This window comes from Candidatus Fonsibacter ubiquis (genome assembly GCF_002688585.1).
Taxonomy (GTDB): Bacteria; Pseudomonadota; Alphaproteobacteria; order Pelagibacterales; family Pelagibacteraceae; genus Fontibacterium; species Fontibacterium commune.
This window is the reverse complement of the sequence record NZ_CP024034.1, coordinates 177,501-193,231: the sequence shown is the minus strand read 5'-3', so window position 1 is coordinate 193,231 and position 15,731 is coordinate 177,501. Positions and strand designations below refer to the sequence as shown.

The following is a 15,731-nucleotide window of genomic DNA, read 5'->3' as shown; positions in this document are numbered from 1 at the left end:
AATAAAAAAACAAAGATTAATATGAAAGCTGCAAAAGTAATAGCCACATGTTTTAAACCGAAAGAAGTTATTGAAAAAACGAGATTAACAGGAAATCCGTTGGGCTATTTTTATCATAGTCAAAATTGTACTTCGGTTTCCGATATTATTCAACTTTTGGAGCTTAATATTGCTACTGAAAAAAATTTAAATGCGGGTTTTGCTAGAGATCTAATAATTGTGAATGCAGATGTTAATTCTGAAGAAGGTAATAAATATATAGAAAAAATTTCAGGAACTAAAATCAACGGTGGTAAAATAATAGCATTTACGCGCAAGAATATTGGATTAAGTTTTGGCAGTTATAATGATGCATTTATGAAATTTAAAAACAATTATGAATATTTTTTATTTACCGAAGATGATTGGCTAATATTTGGAGAAAATTATTTAAAAATAGGAATTGATCTATTAAACAAAGTAGAACGATGCGGGATGGTATCCTATGTTGGTGTTACTAAGATTCATAAAAAACATTGGAAATCTCTTAATCTAAACAAAAATAATGCCTATGGGTGCCATGGAAGTATCGGACTTTCTAGTACTAAAATTTTAAATGAAATAGTTAAAGAAAATAATTGTCTACCCCATTATAATGGTGATGATTATGCAATGGGAGTTAGATATGGAGAATTGGGTTTTGCAAATAGTTTTATAAAACTAAACTACAAAATTATAGATCTTCCAAAAGATAAAATCTTAGGCATGCCTGCTTATGATTTCATGAGAGGTATAAAATATAAAAAATATCCAAATTTACTGGAAACAATATATCTGTATTATTTTAAAATAATTTTTAAAAAAATTATTACAAATTGTATATGGAGGGTTGTATCGAAAACAAATTTAACGAAAGAATTATACTTAAAGTTTATTTTAAAATTAAAAAAAATATTCTATTTTTCAAAATCTAAAATTAAGTTCAGATATGCATTTAAAGGGAAATTTAATAGTTATGAAGAAGCAATACAAAATCAAAGATTGAATGAATTAAATTATTCTAAATTTTTAGATGAATATTATGCCAAAAGAACAAAAAAATTTAGAGATCATAACGAGGTCAATAATTATGGCAGATTTCTCTTTACAACGGATTTTATTAAAACAATTAAAAAAGATAAAATAAAAATATTTGAGATTGGAGGTGGAAATAACCCTATAATCTCATACTTAAAATTAGTTTGTCAAAAAAAATTTTTTTCCTATATTCTTGAAATCGAACGATTCGTAAAATATATACAAAACAAAATTCCAAATTCATACATTGAGGATACTAAATATATTTTTAATTACAAAAATATAAATATAAATAATTTTGACATAGCTTATTTTGGAAGTTCACTACAATATGTTTGTAAGTTAGAGGAACTTTTAAAATTTATTTTTACTAGTAATATAAGGTACATAATAGTGACAGACATATTTTTAACTTTGGAAGAAAAAAATTTTTTTGTCTTAGGTTATGCCGACGAACCCTTAGTAATGCCAAATCAATTTATACCGTATAAGATTTTTATTGAAAAATTTAGGAAAAATAAATATTCAGTTATTAAAGAGATTAAAAAATCAGCAAAAGAATATACTCACTTGTCTATAAATAATAAAACATATCATTTATATGACTTTATTTTTATAAAACGTTAAATAAGTATTATTTTATTATCTTTTATTTCAAAAATTTTATCACTTATATTTAAAACTGCGTCTGAATGAGAAATATTAATTATAATTTTATTATTTTTAATTTTTTTTTGAATTTCACAAAAATCATCAACTCCTTTTTTATCTAAATTTGATGTAGCCTCGTCAAAAATTATTAAATCTACATTCTTGTAAAGTACTCGAGCTATAGCAATTTTTTGTTTTTGGCCTCCTGATAAATTCTTTCCCAAATCTAATAAGACGGTATTGTCGCCAGTAATTAAAGAGTCGAAAAAGATATTTAATCCTGTCACTTCAATTACAAAATTATATAATTTATTATCAATCTTAGTTTTATTGCTAAAATTTAATACAATATTATTTTTTATTGTATCATTAAACAAAAAGAATGATTGAGATAAATAAGCAATATTAGATTTCCAGTTTTTAACTGTTTTAATATTTATATTATTCACACAAACCATTCCTTTGTCTGGTTCCAACAATCCAGTAAGAAGGTCAGCAAGTGTACTTTTTCCGGTTCCATTTGCACCTTTAATTCCATAAATATTTCCATTTTGAAATTTAACATTAAGATCTTTAAAAACTTTTCTAGTATTATTATAGTCAAAGCTTACATTTTTCAGTTCAATAGTATTAATATTTTTGAAACTAATATTAGATAAAGAATCATGTGTATTTTGTGTTTTTTCCCTGATAAATTTACTTTCATAAACTATTTTATCTAAAATAACCTGAGTTTGATTAATTTGTGATTGATGTAGTTGTAATGATGAAAATGAAATTAATATATTAGAAATCAATGGTTGGGTTCTGAACAAAATAAAAGCAAAGGCTCCTGCAAAAGGTATTTTATTTTTAATGTCGCTTAAATTTAAAATTACTAATGTAATAATTGATATAAGAATTAGGAATTCTACTAACATTTTGGGTATAATTACCGCTAACTTTCGTTGAATTTCAATTTTTGTAAATCGAACTTCATTTTGATAATATTTATTTATGTAAAAATTAAGTAACTGAAGAATTTTTAACTCTCTTAATCCGCTAATTAACTGTCCTATAAACTCATATCTAAACTCTGTAATATCGGAATTATATTTAGAAATTTCTTGCAATTTATTTTTTGAAATATTTTTAATTGCAATAAAAAATAAAACAGTGATGATTACAATATACACTACTATTGCACCTTTATTATAGATTAAAAAACAAAATAGCAAAGCAAGTATCAGCAGGCTTTTTGTTAAATCTAAAACTAATAAAATACCAGAACTTACATAAACACCTATATCAGAAAGTAAAAGTTTATTAATTTTTTTATTTTCAAATAATAATAAATCTTTCCATGGCGTGTTAAATTGTAATTTTAAAACTCTATTAATTAAATCAGTCTCGATAGCTCTGGTATATTTTACAATTTTTATTTCAACTATTAATCCAATAATGTAACGAAAAAAAATAACTATTAAAAATATAATTAAGAAATATACACCTATCTGAACATTAATTTTTTTTGAAAAAAAATTAAAACCAAAAAAATTTTTATATTCTATATATTTATCTGGATTTAAAACTACAGATATTGCAGGCATAATAAGTGATATTCCCAATAGTTCGAAAGCCATAGAAATAAAAATTAATATAAAAAGAAATAGAAACTTAGCTTTTTGAAGTTTAAAAGAGGTTTTAATAATTTTAAGAATTAAGTATTTCATTATAAATTTACATTTTGAATATTTTTACTATTAAAAATTTTTTTAAACTCTTCAAAATTTTTTTTGTGATAAGTTGTATTATATACATCATCGCTCAACGACAAATTTAAAATTTTAATATTTTTTAAAATGATACTGAAATTTATCAACGCCATGCTATAAAAACCAGCTATTATTTCTGGCAAAAAAGGAAGGTCTGCTAAAAAAAGTTCCACAGGCCTATCAATAGTTTGGACTTTAATGTTTTTAAAAAGAACATCTTTATTAAAATCTTTTTCATTACGGTGAGGTATATAAAAAATTTCAAATTCAATATTTTTTTCTGCAAAAGAATTTATTTTTTTTATATAGAAATCTTTATTTAATATATCTTCAAAACTAGATAAATGAGTACCAAGAATAAAAATTGTTTTAATTTTTACAACTTTATCTTTAAATTTTTTTTTAAGATATGCATATTCATTTAAATTATTGTTATCTTTTACCAAATGCGAAAAAACTGAAAAAAGCTCAAAATTTTTATTCCCAGAGTACATATTATCAAAAGTTAACAAACTTATTCCTTCATCTAAAAATATTATATTTTTAGAATTTCTGTATATAGGTTTAAATAAATAATATTTATAATCACCAACAATTATTATGCTTTTTTGTTTACCAAACATTTTAAAAAAATTTAATATTATTAAAAAAATATTTTCATTGAAAATTTTTGCGAGAAAAAAAAAATTACCGACGTAATAATAATTTTTAATTAAGTGTTTAATTTGATCTTGACTACTTTTACTACAATAGCCTATGTAAATTGATAATTCCTTTTCATTAATTTTTTTTTTTTCAATTAATTCTACTAATGAAAAATATTGTTGAGGAGCATTAATAAGGCAAATGATTTTTTTTTTAAAAAAAAAATCAATTAAAAAATTAATAATATTTGAAATATTTTGCATATAATTATCGTAATATAAAATAATTTATGTATTAAATAATATATTCTGAACCAAAACTAGACTAAAATGTTATTGTCATCAAAAAACAACAATAATTCTTTATAGACAATGAATAATAATTTATAAAAGCGAATATTAATCTACAATTTATAATGTTAAAAAATAAAAATATTTTAATCACTGGAATAGGAAAAGGCATTGGTAAGGAATTATTTTTTGAATGCATCAAACTAGAAGCTAATGTGTACGCCGTTTGTAAAAATAAAAAAGATTTACAAGAATTCAAATTTAATAAAAAAAAAATAAAAATTTTTTTTGGAGATGTTACGAATAATAAATTTGTATCTAAAATATTTGATTACTTTTTAAAAAAAAAAATAAAATTAGATGGATTAGTAAATAATGCCGGTCAAAGACAAAGGTTGCCGTTTGAAAAAATAGATCGTGAACGTCTAGATCATATAATGAACGTTAATTTTTTTTCTATATTTTTTATAATACAAAAATTTATAAAAACTATAAATAAAAACAAGGAGAGCTCTATTGTAAATATAGGATCTATTGTGGGCAACAAAGGCTTTGAAGAACTTTCTGGTTACGCTTCCAGCAAGTCTGCTCTTGAAGGATTAACAAAATGTTTAGCTGTAGAACTGACCCCCAAATTTAAAAAATTAAGGATCAATAATGTAAATCCAGGTTTTACTCGAACTTCATTTTATAGTAAATTTAAAAATGAAAAAAAATCTTTATATAATTGGACTTTAAAAAAAATCCCTATTGGAAGATGGGGTGAAGCTAAAGAAATATCAAAATTGATAATTTTTCTGTTATCTAATAATTCAACTTATATTAACGGTCAATCAATAAATATTGATGGTGGTTGGACGGCTTCATGAAAAAAAAAATTATAGGATTAATACCAACTAGACTGAACTCATCTAGATTACCTAATAAAGCTCTTCTGGAGATTCAGAACATTCCTTTAATAATCCATACATACAAAAGAGCTAGGCTTTCAAAGAAAATTGATGATGTTTATATTTGTTGTGATGATGAAAAAATTTATAATGTAGCAAAAAAATATAAAGCAAAGTGCATCATCACTTCGAGACATCATGCTAATGGGACAGAAAGAATAGGTGAAGCTTATAAATCTCTTAATCAAAAATACGATTTAATTGTTGACATACAGGGTGACGAACCACTTATTAGCCCAATGCACATTGATCAAGTAATTAAAGAACATCTTAAAAATTATGATCAAACTGATATAATCTTGCCGACATTATTAAGCAGCCAAAAAAATAATACAAATATAGTAAAAGTGGTATGTGATAAAAAAAATTACGTACTTTATTTATCAAGATCGAACATACCCTTTGAATTTAAAAAAAACGAAAAAAAATTTAGAAAGCATTTATCAATAATTTCATTCAAGCCTAATGCTTTAGAAATATTTTGTAAATCTGAAAAAACAACACTTGAGTCTATTGAGGATATTGAGTTGCTGAGAGCTTTAGAACTTGGTTTAAAAATAAAAACTATAAATCTCAAAGGAGATAGTTTTTCTGTTGATGTTAAAGAAGATTATATTAAAGCATCAAAATTTATTTTATCCGACAAATATCTCAAGTTATATAAAATATAGATGGAAATTAATTATAAAATTAATGGTAATATAAATAAAATTTATATTAAGCAGAATATCATACCTTCTATTTATAAAAGTATTAAGAATTTAGATTCTGATAGAAAAATGCTTCTAGTCTATGATCCAAATATAGATCATTCTTTAATTGAAAAAATAAAAAATAATTTGAAGATTCTTGGCACAAAAATTTTTTTGATGCCGCTAAAAGGTTTAAAAAAAGAAAAAAATGAAAAAAATCTTTTTAAAATTATTGATTTTTTAATTAAAAATGATTTCACAAAAAAATCAATACTTATTTCATGTTGTGGAGGAGTCATAGGTGACTTAAGTGGATTGGCAGCAAGTTTATATTTGAGGGGACTAATATATTTTCATATACCTTCAACAATGACATCAATCGTTGATAGTTGCATTGGAGGAAAGACTGCAATAAATTACAAAAATATAACTAATTCTGTTGGCAATTATTATCACCCAAAATCAATTTTCATATCATATGAAATAATTAATAAAATGCCTGAAAGAGAGTATAAATCAGGAATAGCAGAAATAATAAAATGTGGTCTAATTAGAGATAATAAAATTATTAAAATATTAGAAACGCAAGAAAAAAAAATTAAAAATAAAGATTTTAAAACAATTTCGTCTGTTATAGCCCTTACCCTTCAAACAAAAATTTTTTTTGTTAAAAACGATATTCATGAAAATAATAAAAGGTTATCACTCAATTTTGGACATACATTTGCTCATGCAATAGAAATGGCAACAGAAAAAATTTTTAAAAAAGAAATTTTAAGACATGGAGAAGCTGTTGGAATTGGAATATTGGCGGAAATATATTATGCAAAAAAAGGTATATCTAAAATTTACAAGGCTGTTGAGAAATTATTAAAAATTTATAATCTTCCAGTAAAAATACAATGTTCAAAAAAATTACTTCTTAATATACAAAACCAAATTTATACAAATTTGTTCTTGGACAAAAAAAGAATAAATTCCATACCAAGATATATAAAGTTAAACCAATTAGGAAACGTAGCTATTGATGATCTTAAAGATGATACTCTTATAAATGAAACCATTTATTATCACATAAATTAATTTTTTTAAAATAATTAATTCTTGTATTTTTCCTACGAATGGTAAACATCCAGGTAGTTATTTTTGTAATTAAAAACAATTGGTCTTAGCCAATAACAATTTGTTTTTATTTCTATAATCTTGCTTTTGCCAAATTTTATTATTTGAGACTCATTTTTATTCAAATAATAATTCTTATTTTCAATTGAAAAAATGACTTTTTTACTTGTAGGATTAACAAAAAAAAGTTCAGTAAAATCAAAATCTTCGAATGAATTTTGTATTATATATCTTTGATTTTTAAAAAATGAAATATTTACAAAGTTATTAAGTTCATTTCTTAAATTAAAATTTTTAGATATTGAATATGTATTGCCGTGAACAAAAGATGGATTATTTTTTTTTTTTGAAAACCCTAAATAACATCTATTGCTAAATACTATTTTTTCTTTATAAAAAAAATCTTTATTTTCAAAAAAAATATTAAAATAACCATAACTTTTTAGTCCATTTAAATAATTGCAATTAATTAAAATCTTATTTGATAAATTTAAATTATTTATTTTTTTTTCAATTATAAAATTACTATTTTTATCATAAAATAAAATTCTAGCTGATGTTTCTTTTTTGTATAAAAATACTCTCAGAATATCAGAAAACTTAAATATTGTTTCATAATCATCATCAGTTCTCCATATAAATGAATCTGAAATAATTGAGCTTTCATTAATCTTCGATGTATCTATAAAAATTGGATTATAATTGAATTTATTCCTTAAATACTTAGAAAAGCGATTATTTTTAATTTTATCTATTAACAATTTTTTGTACATTCTCTTTAAGTTCTCTAATTATTTTATATTTATTTTCACTTAAAATATATGTTTGCAAAGGATGAGTATGTTCTAAAGAAATCATTTTATCTTTTTCGTTATAATAAATTGGAATACCCAAATAATCAGATGTATAAAAAAAATTATTTTCATTTATGTATTCAGAATTAATATCCCAAAAATTTAAAGTATTGGTATAAAACTCCTTTTCTAATAAAATCTTTTTTTCTAAAATATCTAAAATATAAACTTTAAAAGGAATTTTTTTAGGTTCAAAATATATATTCTGGAATATTAAAATATTTTTGGAACTCTTATCATTATTAAATAAGGACGAGATTTGTGATAAAATACTACCTTTTTTATCCACCATTCTTCCTGGGTATTCTGATTGATATGAGGAAAAGGCGCCTGATAAATTTTGTATTCTTAGATTGCATCTATAGGCAGGAAGAGTAGACAAAAAATCATTTTTAAGATTAAGTGTTTCTAAATATTTATTATTTAAATCTTCATTTGATAAAAAATAAATTAAATTTTCTTGGTTTATACTTTTATTAATATAAAAAAAATTTTCATCCTGATGGCAATCCTCTTGTTTTGCTAAAAATTTACTATTTGAAATTTTGATAGAAAAAATTTTTTGCTTTTTATTGTACTGGCCTCTATTTTGGAATTTAGGAACAGTCAATTTGCAACTTAAAAAGTTACTTGTAATTGTAAAAAAATAATTCATAGTTTTATGGAGTATGAAATAAATTTTTTTAGAAATATATTAGAAAATCTTATTCTTTTAACTATATACCAATTCTTTACTTTATGTTGTTTTTCCAAATTATTAAGTAATTTGTAAGAATCATCTGAAATATACTTTGATTTGTATTTTTTCATAACAATATCATCACAACAAATAATGGAATTTGGATTTATTAATTTAATACAATTTAGTATATCATTCGAAACTTGCGGGTTCAAATGATCGCCATCTATCCATACTAAATCAAACTTTTCATTGCAAAATTGTTTAGCAACATTATTGCTATTAATTTGAAAAAAATTTATATTATCATTATCAATATTGTTTGCTCTTTTTTTTTTAATTTTATCAAACACAAATTTATTTTGCCTATTATAGGTGTTTAAATATTTTTTATTATTATCTGGCAAATCCAGGGTGAATATTTTTGAGCCTGGAAAAATCTTAGATAAAAAATTTGCAAAACTTCCGTCATAGGTTCCTATTTCTAAAATTTTTATTTTATGAAATTTTTGAGATAACCCTGCAAATAAATGATAATGCCAAGATAAATTATAATCATAATAATCCAAACCGTTAATATTTAATTTTTTTTTAATTTCTGGTATGCTGAAATTATTTTGATAAAAAAAATTTTCATTAAAGTTATAATCATTTTTTGAAAGGTAAAAAAAATTAAAAATTTTTTCTTTATTTTTTTTATAAAAAAAAAGTATATTTTTTAGTTTTTTTTGAGTGTTATGATTTAAAAGCTTTTTTAATAATTTTTTTAAAAAATTCATATCAATTTTGTTTTTTATCAAAATTTTTTTAAAAATAAAAAAATATTTACTATTTCTTTTTTAAGAGAATTATTTTTATATAATGAAGAAAATTTATCAAAATGATTATTCCTAAAACTAAAAGAAAGATAGACAAACGGTTTGTATAATTTTTTTAGTAAATACTTCCACTGATCAAAATTATAAAAAAATAAATTATTATTTTTAGTTTTTAGAGGTTTATTTAATAATTTTTTTCTTTCCAAAATTTCAAAATATTTTTTTAAATAACTAAAAATTTTTTCATTGCCAAATATTTTATTAAAATTTTTATAAAAAATTTTTTTCTCAATGCAAAAAATTTTATTATCAATAACGTCATAAATACTCTCTTTTACACCATAACTATCCTGATGAGATTGATGAAAAGCAAACGGTAAATTAAGTTTTATTATTTTTCCGTTATAATAATTCACTGCATCAGCTAAAATAAAATAAAAATATAAATAATTAAATTTGAATTTTTGGATTACTGAATAAGTTTTTCTCAAATATTTAGTTCGAAAAATGTCATTATATGTATTAATATCATTTTTTATAAAATAGTTTCTTAATCGTTTATATTTATCATTAGAATTATAATAATTTCCATATTTCATTTTCGCAAAATTAATCATGTGACCTTTGTGCTGATAATTTTTTTTTAAATGCTGCATTAATTGAAAATTGATTAAATAACCTCCACAAGCACTTAAATATTTATTTTTTTCTAATTTTAAGAGACACCTATTTATTGTAAATTTTATGGGTATATCGTCATTATCGAAAAGCATAACATACTTTGTAGTTACTAAGTTTAGAGATATTGAGATTTTTTTTATAAAAGTTTCTAAATTCTTGTCATATCGAAATTTTTTATAGGTAAATTTTACTTTTTCTTTTTTTAATATTTTTAGATCTTCGTTGAATATTGATTTTTTTCCTCCGTCCGCAAAAAATAAATCATATTTTAAATTTTCTTTTATAAAAAAATTTATTAATCTTTTTGTAAAATAAGGTCTTTCTTTTAATAAAACTAATACTGTTAACTTATCTTCAATCATTATATTTTACATTTAAAGAAATTTAAAAATGTTATAAGTTTTTTAATTTACTGAAAATTATCTTTCATTAATTTTTTCAGCAATTTTTTTAGCAATAAGGGCGTACCCTTCGGGTGTATAATGAGGCTGCTGTTGATCTGGAAAAAGTCTAGTGGGATCCTTTTTTTTATCAAAGATTTCTACATGCATATCTATTAATGATATATTTAACTCTTTTGCTATTTCTTTAATCATTTCATAGTTATAAAGATCGTAAAATCTAGGTTCTTTATATCTTTTCAATTCTGGAAGGTAAATTAAATAAAATTTACTATTTCTTTTTTCACTCTCCTTAATAATTAATTTTAGAATATTTTTATATTCTTCAAAAATGTTGTCTGGCAAGTTATCTTTTTGATAATAGTTAGCTAATTTAGGTTTTGTTAGTTTTGACCTCAGTGAGTTAAGCTTAATAAATTTCAATATTTCCGAATATATTGTATTTTTTTTGTATACAGTTTTTTTTTCCCATTTTTGCAGTTCTAATTGTATTATATTCTCCAAGAAAATATCAACTTCATTCTGCCTAAATACTAAATTTTGAGAAAAATTTGTGTCCAGATATTTTTTTAAAATTGGATCTTGTAACTCTTGTGATAAATCTAAAAGGTCATTTCCTTCATAGTAAAAATACAAAATATTTTCTACATTTTTAGGCAAATATTCTCTTAAAATTGCATACTGAATTAACGGTCCACTAGATGTAATACCTAAATTTAATAACACTTTGTCATTAGTTATCGATTTATTATTTTTTTCGTTAATTATAATTTCTAATTGTGAAGAGATATTCTCAGAATTCTTAACACATGCTCCTTGTATAAAGGAATCACCTATCAAAACATAATTAATTTCATTTATATCGTATTTATTCTTAGAATTATTAAACCCATATTTGTCAGAATAAAATTCAGCGTAATAACCAAGTTCATTGCAAAAAATTGTTTTTTTATTTGAAATACCTGCAAGCGGATAGATGCTTTTATCAGGAATTCCTAGTGAGACACCCGCATGGTAAGAAATTGTAATATCATTATTTAATTTTTTTGAGTCTGTATAAATTTCATATCTATTTCTAGTATCATTTTTTTTTTTAAAAGAAATTGTTTGAAAAATTAAAAATGCTTCTAAAAGATATAAAGAAAAAAAAAATGAATAAATTATAATAAATGTATATTTAAAAAAATTTTTATTTCTAAAATTTTCTGCAAATTTAAAAAATATAAAAATGCACAAAAATATTAATATATATTTATAATAATACTCTCTAACAGAACCATTATAAATATATTCTGATTTATAAATTAAATATATTAATATACTTAATGAAATATATCTGGTTATTTTTAAATAATTTTTTAAAAAAAAATTTAACAATTTTATTGTTTTATATTTATTTTAAAATTTAATTTTATTTTTTTTATATATTAAAATAAAAAAAATTAATATGCTGATAGTTATAATTGATATTAATTTTAAAACAAATCTAAGATTGTCCCAATAATAAATTAATTCATTAGAATTGGTATTCTTATACAACATAACAAAGTTACTTACATTTAGTATATTATTTTTGGGCTTCCAGTTTTCATCATAAACAAATGGAAGGACAATTAGCTTATCTTGTAAATTATAAATTTTAAATTTAGCATTATTTATTCTTAATATTTCATGTTTACTTTTTACAAAGTGCTTTTGATTTTCAATTAGACATAAAATTTCTTTATCTAATTCTTTCATGCACTTATCAAAATCAATTCTGAATTCATCAAGATTTTTAATTGCTAAATTAATAATATTTCTTCGTAGTAAATATAAAAATTGTCCATTAGATAGTTGTACTTTCTTTAAATAGATCCAATCTGAATTTTTTAAATTAATTAACTCCTCTTCAAAAATTATTAAATATTTAATATGAAAAAAATTTAAAAAAAAATTATTATTAATAAATTTAAAATGAGATTCAATTTTTCCATACATCAATCTATTTTGATCTCCAAAACCTTTTAATGATATATTTTTAAATAAACCCTGAAAGGGAGATAAATTATAATCAATTAAATCCACGGATGAAAACAAACCATCTTTTTTAAATGTAAATCTATTTTTGAAAAATTCCGGACTCAAATATATTCGAGAATAATCTTTTTTATCTATGTTTAAATTTTTTAAAGTTTTGATTAAATCAGTAGAATGATATTTATTTATAATAAAATTATTTAAATTATTATTTTTAATATAATTAATATTAATTATAAAAAGATTAAAAGTATAAAATAAAATACAAAGTATGAGAAAATATTTTATAATTTTTTTTTTTATTATATTAAAATTATAAAAAAATATTATTAATGATAAATAAAAAAAAACATCTCTAGCTATATTAGGTCCAGAACCTACTCTTGTTAAAACAATAACTTCTGTTAAACTTATAATTATGAATACAAAAAATAAAATATTTATTTTTGAAATAAATGATAAATTATTTTTTATATTTTTGAAAAAATATTTAATTGACTTATAAAATTTTGCTAAAATTACTATTAAACAATACCATAAAATTACTGGATTCCCTGGGCCTCGATTATCAGAAGTTTGCCAGTTTGAAATGTTAATAAAAAAAATATCAAAAAATTCTTTTATCTCGTATGGTCTGCCAAAAGATTTCCAATGAATATCAAATAATATTTTTTCTCTAATTAAAAAAAAAATATATTCGGCAGACATTAAAGCAAAATACAATAGAAATAAAAAAATACTTTTGTTAAAAATTTGTTCTTTTGTTCTTATTGTTAAAAAGAAATAACCTATTAGAAATAATATAAATGCTGTTAGATGACCTGGATGAGAATTTATAAGCCATATAAAGGAAAATAGTGATAATTTAGCTACGTTTATAGTGTTAGAACAGTTGAGAAACTTTATAAAATAATAAAATACTAATGGAAAAAAAGTGTAACCAAAAAAAAGTGAAATAAAATCATCAGAATACAAATAATGTAAGTGAGGAATTGAAAATATAATTAAAATTAACAGCAGAATATTATTAAAAATAATATTAAATTTTTTTAAAATTTTTTTTAAATAACAAATTTGTATTGCAGTTTGAAAGTAAATATAAATTATATAATAAGTTCTAAGATCAAAATAAAAAAAATTTACAAAGTGAAAAAATGGTCCCTGGCCAATTGGAAACCTTATTCCCGGTCCGTAAAAATCATAAAAAAAAAGAAATGGATTTTTTTCTTCCCAGATAATTTTTATCGAACGAAGACCGATTTCATATTCTTCTGTGTCTTGAGGCCCAAAATAAATTAGAGGATAAACAAAAACGAATATTAAACCTATAATTAAAAGATTAGAAAAAATCTTTTTGCTAGGCTTAATCACATTTTTACTAATCATTAATAATCCGAGAATAAAGTATTTAAAAAATACAATATAGTTATTGATTATTTACTATTGGTACTATTAAAAAATTTTTTAAAGAATAAATCAAGCTAATTTAACTATTAGTAACGGCAAACTTAATATTTTACTTCGCTTATGAACCTCCAGTATCAAGTCATAGTCCACTACTTCTACGTAGGAAGAAATAGTTTTATGAAGATATTCTTTTCCACATTTGACTGCCAAATAAAATATTTATTACACCTTAAATTCATAACTATGGAACTTTTTTTATACGGCATTAAATCTTCGATGCAAAATCTATTTTTATTATAATTTAACATAAGCGTCTTTTACTTTTTTATTATTTTTTAATTTTATATTTATTGAATTTATAAATGATTTTTATACATTAGGTCTAAAATTTTTTTATAATCAAAGACTGGTTTCCATTTCAAAATTTTTTTAAGTCTAGATATATCCGCATAACTCTCTATAATTTCATTTCTTCTAAAATTTTTTGATGAAATTTTAATATATTTTTTCCAATTTAATTTATATTTTTTAAATAAATAATTAATTATTTCTTTTAATGAGGTTGTCTTACCTGTTGCAATAATTAGGTCTTCAAGTTTTTTTATTTGCAACATTTTATAGCAACCAAAAACATATTCTGGGGCCCAACCCCAGTCACGTTTAATATTTATATTACCTAAATAAAAATATTTAATTTTATTATTCTGAATTTTTTTAAAATTAGTAATAATTTTTTTTATAACATATTTTTCTTTCCTCAATGAAGATTCATGATTAAAAAAAATAGCTGTACAGACTGGTAAATTAAATCTCTCTCTATAAAATTTAATTAAAGAGAAAGTAAGACTCTTAGAAAGACCATAAGGATTATTGGGATTTTGCAAACTGTTTTCTCTAATTTTTCCTTTGCAATGACCAAATATCTCTGAAGATCCAGCAAAAAGAAGTTTTGTTTTTTTCGTTTTTTGTTTATTTATAAAATTTAATATTATTTTTATTGGTTCAAAATGACTGTCGATAGAATCCTCTAAATTAATATAGGATTCGGTTATACTTGAGTTGCCCGCAAAAAAATAAATTTCATTAAAATTTTTTTTTAAAACTTTTATTAATTCATTCTTATTATTTTTTTTAATAATATTAATTTTAATCTTATTAAAAATTTTTAGTTTTTTTAAATTACCAACATTCGCTCCTCTGCTAACCCCTTCCACCCTGTAGCCCTTAGAAATTAACAACTTAGATATATAAGATCCATCTTGACCAGTTACCCCAAAAATAAGAGCAGTTTTTTTCTTCATAGTATCCTAAATTAATATTTTATTATAAACTTCTAGTGTTTCTTTTGCGCACTTATCCCAAGAAAATATTTTCAGTCTTTGAAAACCTAAATTAATTAATTTATTTTTATAATTTTCTTTATACAAAATTTTTTTTATTGATTCTAATAAAGACTCACAATCAAACGGATTAAAATATTCTACGGCATCTCCTCCTACTTCTGGCATTGATGCTACTTGGCTACAAATAACTGGGCATCTATATTTCATTGCCTCAAGTATAGGCAGTCCAAATCCTTCGTATAGAGACGGATAAACTAGACAAACCGCCTGTTCATATATTGATGCCAAAAAATCTTCATTATTACCGAGATGTCGAACATTGAGTTGGTTTATTTTATTTTGTATAAAAAATGACTTTTCCTCTTTAGT

The 15,731-nt window shown here is 21.8% G+C and carries 14 protein-coding genes (1 of these 14 only partly in view); 4 read left to right on the top strand and 10 right to left on the bottom strand.

What is annotated here, in order from left to right; translation table 11 throughout:
• The first annotated feature begins 21 nt into the window (after window positions 1-21).
• Entirely contained in the window at window positions 22-1,683 is a 1,662-nt protein-coding gene (locus tag CR143_RS01050; RefSeq protein WP_099340003.1) for a class I SAM-dependent methyltransferase, read from the top strand.
• Here CR143_RS01050 and CR143_RS01045 read toward each other — a convergent pair.
• Both CR143_RS01045 and CR143_RS01040 read right to left on the bottom strand, forming a co-directional pair.
• Window positions 1,680-3,419 (bottom strand): ATP-binding cassette domain-containing protein, encoded by a 1,740-nt coding sequence (locus tag CR143_RS01045; protein WP_099340002.1) that lies wholly within the window; start codon window positions 3,417-3,419, stop codon window positions 1,680-1,682. The genes CR143_RS01050 and CR143_RS01045 overlap by 4 nt on opposite strands.
• Window positions 3,419-4,369, bottom strand: a complete 951-nt coding sequence (locus tag CR143_RS01040; RefSeq protein WP_099340001.1) for a hypothetical protein — start codon at window positions 4,367-4,369, stop codon at window positions 3,419-3,421. Before CR143_RS01040 ends, CR143_RS01045 begins: the two co-directional genes overlap by 1 nt.
• A gap of 152 nt (window positions 4,370-4,521) precedes the next feature.
• On the opposite strand from CR143_RS01040, the gene CR143_RS01035 reads away from it, so the two are divergent.
• The 3 genes from CR143_RS01035 to CR143_RS01025 are packed head-to-tail and all read left to right on the top strand — an operon-like array spanning window position 4,522 to window position 7,121.
• Window positions 4,522-5,265: an SDR family NAD(P)-dependent oxidoreductase gene (locus CR143_RS01035; protein WP_099340000.1), complete on the top strand. Its 744-nt coding sequence runs from the start codon at window positions 4,522-4,524 to the stop codon at window positions 5,263-5,265.
• Entirely contained in the window at window positions 5,262-6,017 is a 756-nt protein-coding gene (kdsB, locus tag CR143_RS01030) for a 3-deoxy-manno-octulosonate cytidylyltransferase (RefSeq protein ID WP_099339999.1), read from the top strand. The genes CR143_RS01035 and kdsB overlap by 4 nt, the downstream gene beginning before the upstream one ends.
• Entirely contained in the window at window positions 6,018-7,121 is a 1,104-nt protein-coding gene (locus tag CR143_RS01025; RefSeq protein ID WP_099339998.1) for a 3-dehydroquinate synthase family protein, read from the top strand. It abuts the gene before it with no gap.
• A 32-nt stretch (window positions 7,122-7,153) separates the two neighbouring features.
• On the opposite strand, the gene CR143_RS01020 is transcribed toward CR143_RS01025, so the two are convergent.
• From CR143_RS01020 to CR143_RS00985, 8 genes are all read right to left on the bottom strand, one after another.
• Window positions 7,154-7,933 (bottom strand): hypothetical protein, encoded by a 780-nt coding sequence (locus CR143_RS01020; RefSeq protein ID WP_099339997.1) that lies wholly within the window; start codon window positions 7,931-7,933, stop codon window positions 7,154-7,156.
• Window positions 7,908-8,669 (bottom strand): hypothetical protein, encoded by a 762-nt coding sequence (locus CR143_RS01015; RefSeq protein ID WP_099339996.1) that lies wholly within the window; start codon window positions 8,667-8,669, stop codon window positions 7,908-7,910. The genes CR143_RS01020 and CR143_RS01015 overlap by 26 nt, the downstream gene beginning before the upstream one ends.
• Entirely contained in the window at window positions 8,666-9,472 is an 807-nt protein-coding gene (locus CR143_RS01010) for a class I SAM-dependent methyltransferase (RefSeq protein WP_157780296.1), read from the bottom strand. The genes CR143_RS01015 and CR143_RS01010 overlap by 4 nt, the downstream gene beginning before the upstream one ends.
• Window positions 9,473-9,489: 17 nt before the next feature.
• Window positions 9,490-10,554 carry a TIGR00180 family glycosyltransferase gene (locus tag CR143_RS01005; RefSeq protein ID WP_099339994.1) on the bottom strand — a complete coding sequence of 355 codons (1,065 nt, stop codon included), beginning with the start codon at window positions 10,552-10,554 and terminating at the stop codon, window positions 9,490-9,492.
• 57 nt (window positions 10,555-10,611) lie between these two features.
• Entirely contained in the window at window positions 10,612-11,829 is a 1,218-nt protein-coding gene (locus tag CR143_RS01000; protein WP_157780295.1) for an SGNH/GDSL hydrolase family protein, read from the bottom strand.
• Between the two features lie 162 nt (window positions 11,830-11,991).
• Window positions 11,992-13,998, bottom strand: a complete 2,007-nt coding sequence (locus CR143_RS00995; protein ID WP_099339992.1) for a hypothetical protein — start codon at window positions 13,996-13,998, stop codon at window positions 11,992-11,994.
• A gap of 377 nt (window positions 13,999-14,375) precedes the next feature.
• Entirely contained in the window at window positions 14,376-15,320 is a 945-nt protein-coding gene (locus tag CR143_RS00990; RefSeq protein WP_099339991.1) for a GDP-mannose 4,6-dehydratase, read from the bottom strand.
• 6 nt (window positions 15,321-15,326) lie between these two features.
• Window positions 15,327-15,731: the final stretch of a glycosyltransferase family 4 protein gene (locus CR143_RS00985; RefSeq protein WP_099339990.1), read on the bottom strand. 690 nt of this gene lie beyond the right edge of the window; 405 of the gene's 1,095 nt are visible here — the last part of the coding sequence; the start codon falls outside the window, past its right edge; its stop codon occupies window positions 15,327-15,329.

What these genes read in the sequence shown, in the direction of transcription:
- CR143_RS01050 (WP_099340003.1), top strand. Translation starts at nt 22, where the DNA reads ATGAAAGCTGCAAAAGTAATAGCCACATGTTTTAAACCGAAAGAAGTT.
- CR143_RS01045 (WP_099340002.1), bottom strand. Translation starts at nt 3,419, where the DNA reads ATGAAATACTTAATTCTTAAAATTATTAAAACCTCTTTTAAACTTCAA.
- CR143_RS01040 (WP_099340001.1), bottom strand. Translation starts at nt 4,369, where the DNA reads ATGCAAAATATTTCAAATATTATTAATTTTTTAATTGATTTTTTTTTT.
- CR143_RS01035 (WP_099340000.1), top strand. Translation starts at nt 4,522, where the DNA reads ATGTTAAAAAATAAAAATATTTTAATCACTGGAATAGGAAAAGGCATT.
- kdsB (WP_099339999.1), top strand. Translation starts at nt 5,262, where the DNA reads ATGAAAAAAAAAATTATAGGATTAATACCAACTAGACTGAACTCATCT.
- CR143_RS01025 (WP_099339998.1), top strand. Translation starts at nt 6,018, where the DNA reads ATGGAAATTAATTATAAAATTAATGGTAATATAAATAAAATTTATATT.
- CR143_RS01020 (WP_099339997.1), bottom strand. Translation starts at nt 7,933, where the DNA reads ATGTACAAAAAATTGTTAATAGATAAAATTAAAAATAATCGCTTTTCT.
- CR143_RS01015 (WP_099339996.1), bottom strand. Translation starts at nt 8,669, where the DNA reads ATGAATTATTTTTTTACAATTACAAGTAACTTTTTAAGTTGCAAATTG.
- CR143_RS01010 (WP_157780296.1), bottom strand. Translation starts at nt 9,472, where the DNA reads ATGAATTTTTTAAAAAAATTATTAAAAAAGCTTTTAAATCATAACACT.
- CR143_RS01005 (WP_099339994.1), bottom strand. Translation starts at nt 10,554, where the DNA reads ATGATTGAAGATAAGTTAACAGTATTAGTTTTATTAAAAGAAAGACCT.
- CR143_RS00995 (WP_099339992.1), bottom strand. Translation starts at nt 13,998, where the DNA reads ATGATTAGTAAAAATGTGATTAAGCCTAGCAAAAAGATTTTTTCTAAT.
- CR143_RS00990 (WP_099339991.1), bottom strand. Translation starts at nt 15,320, where the DNA reads ATGAAGAAAAAAACTGCTCTTATTTTTGGGGTAACTGGTCAAGATGGA.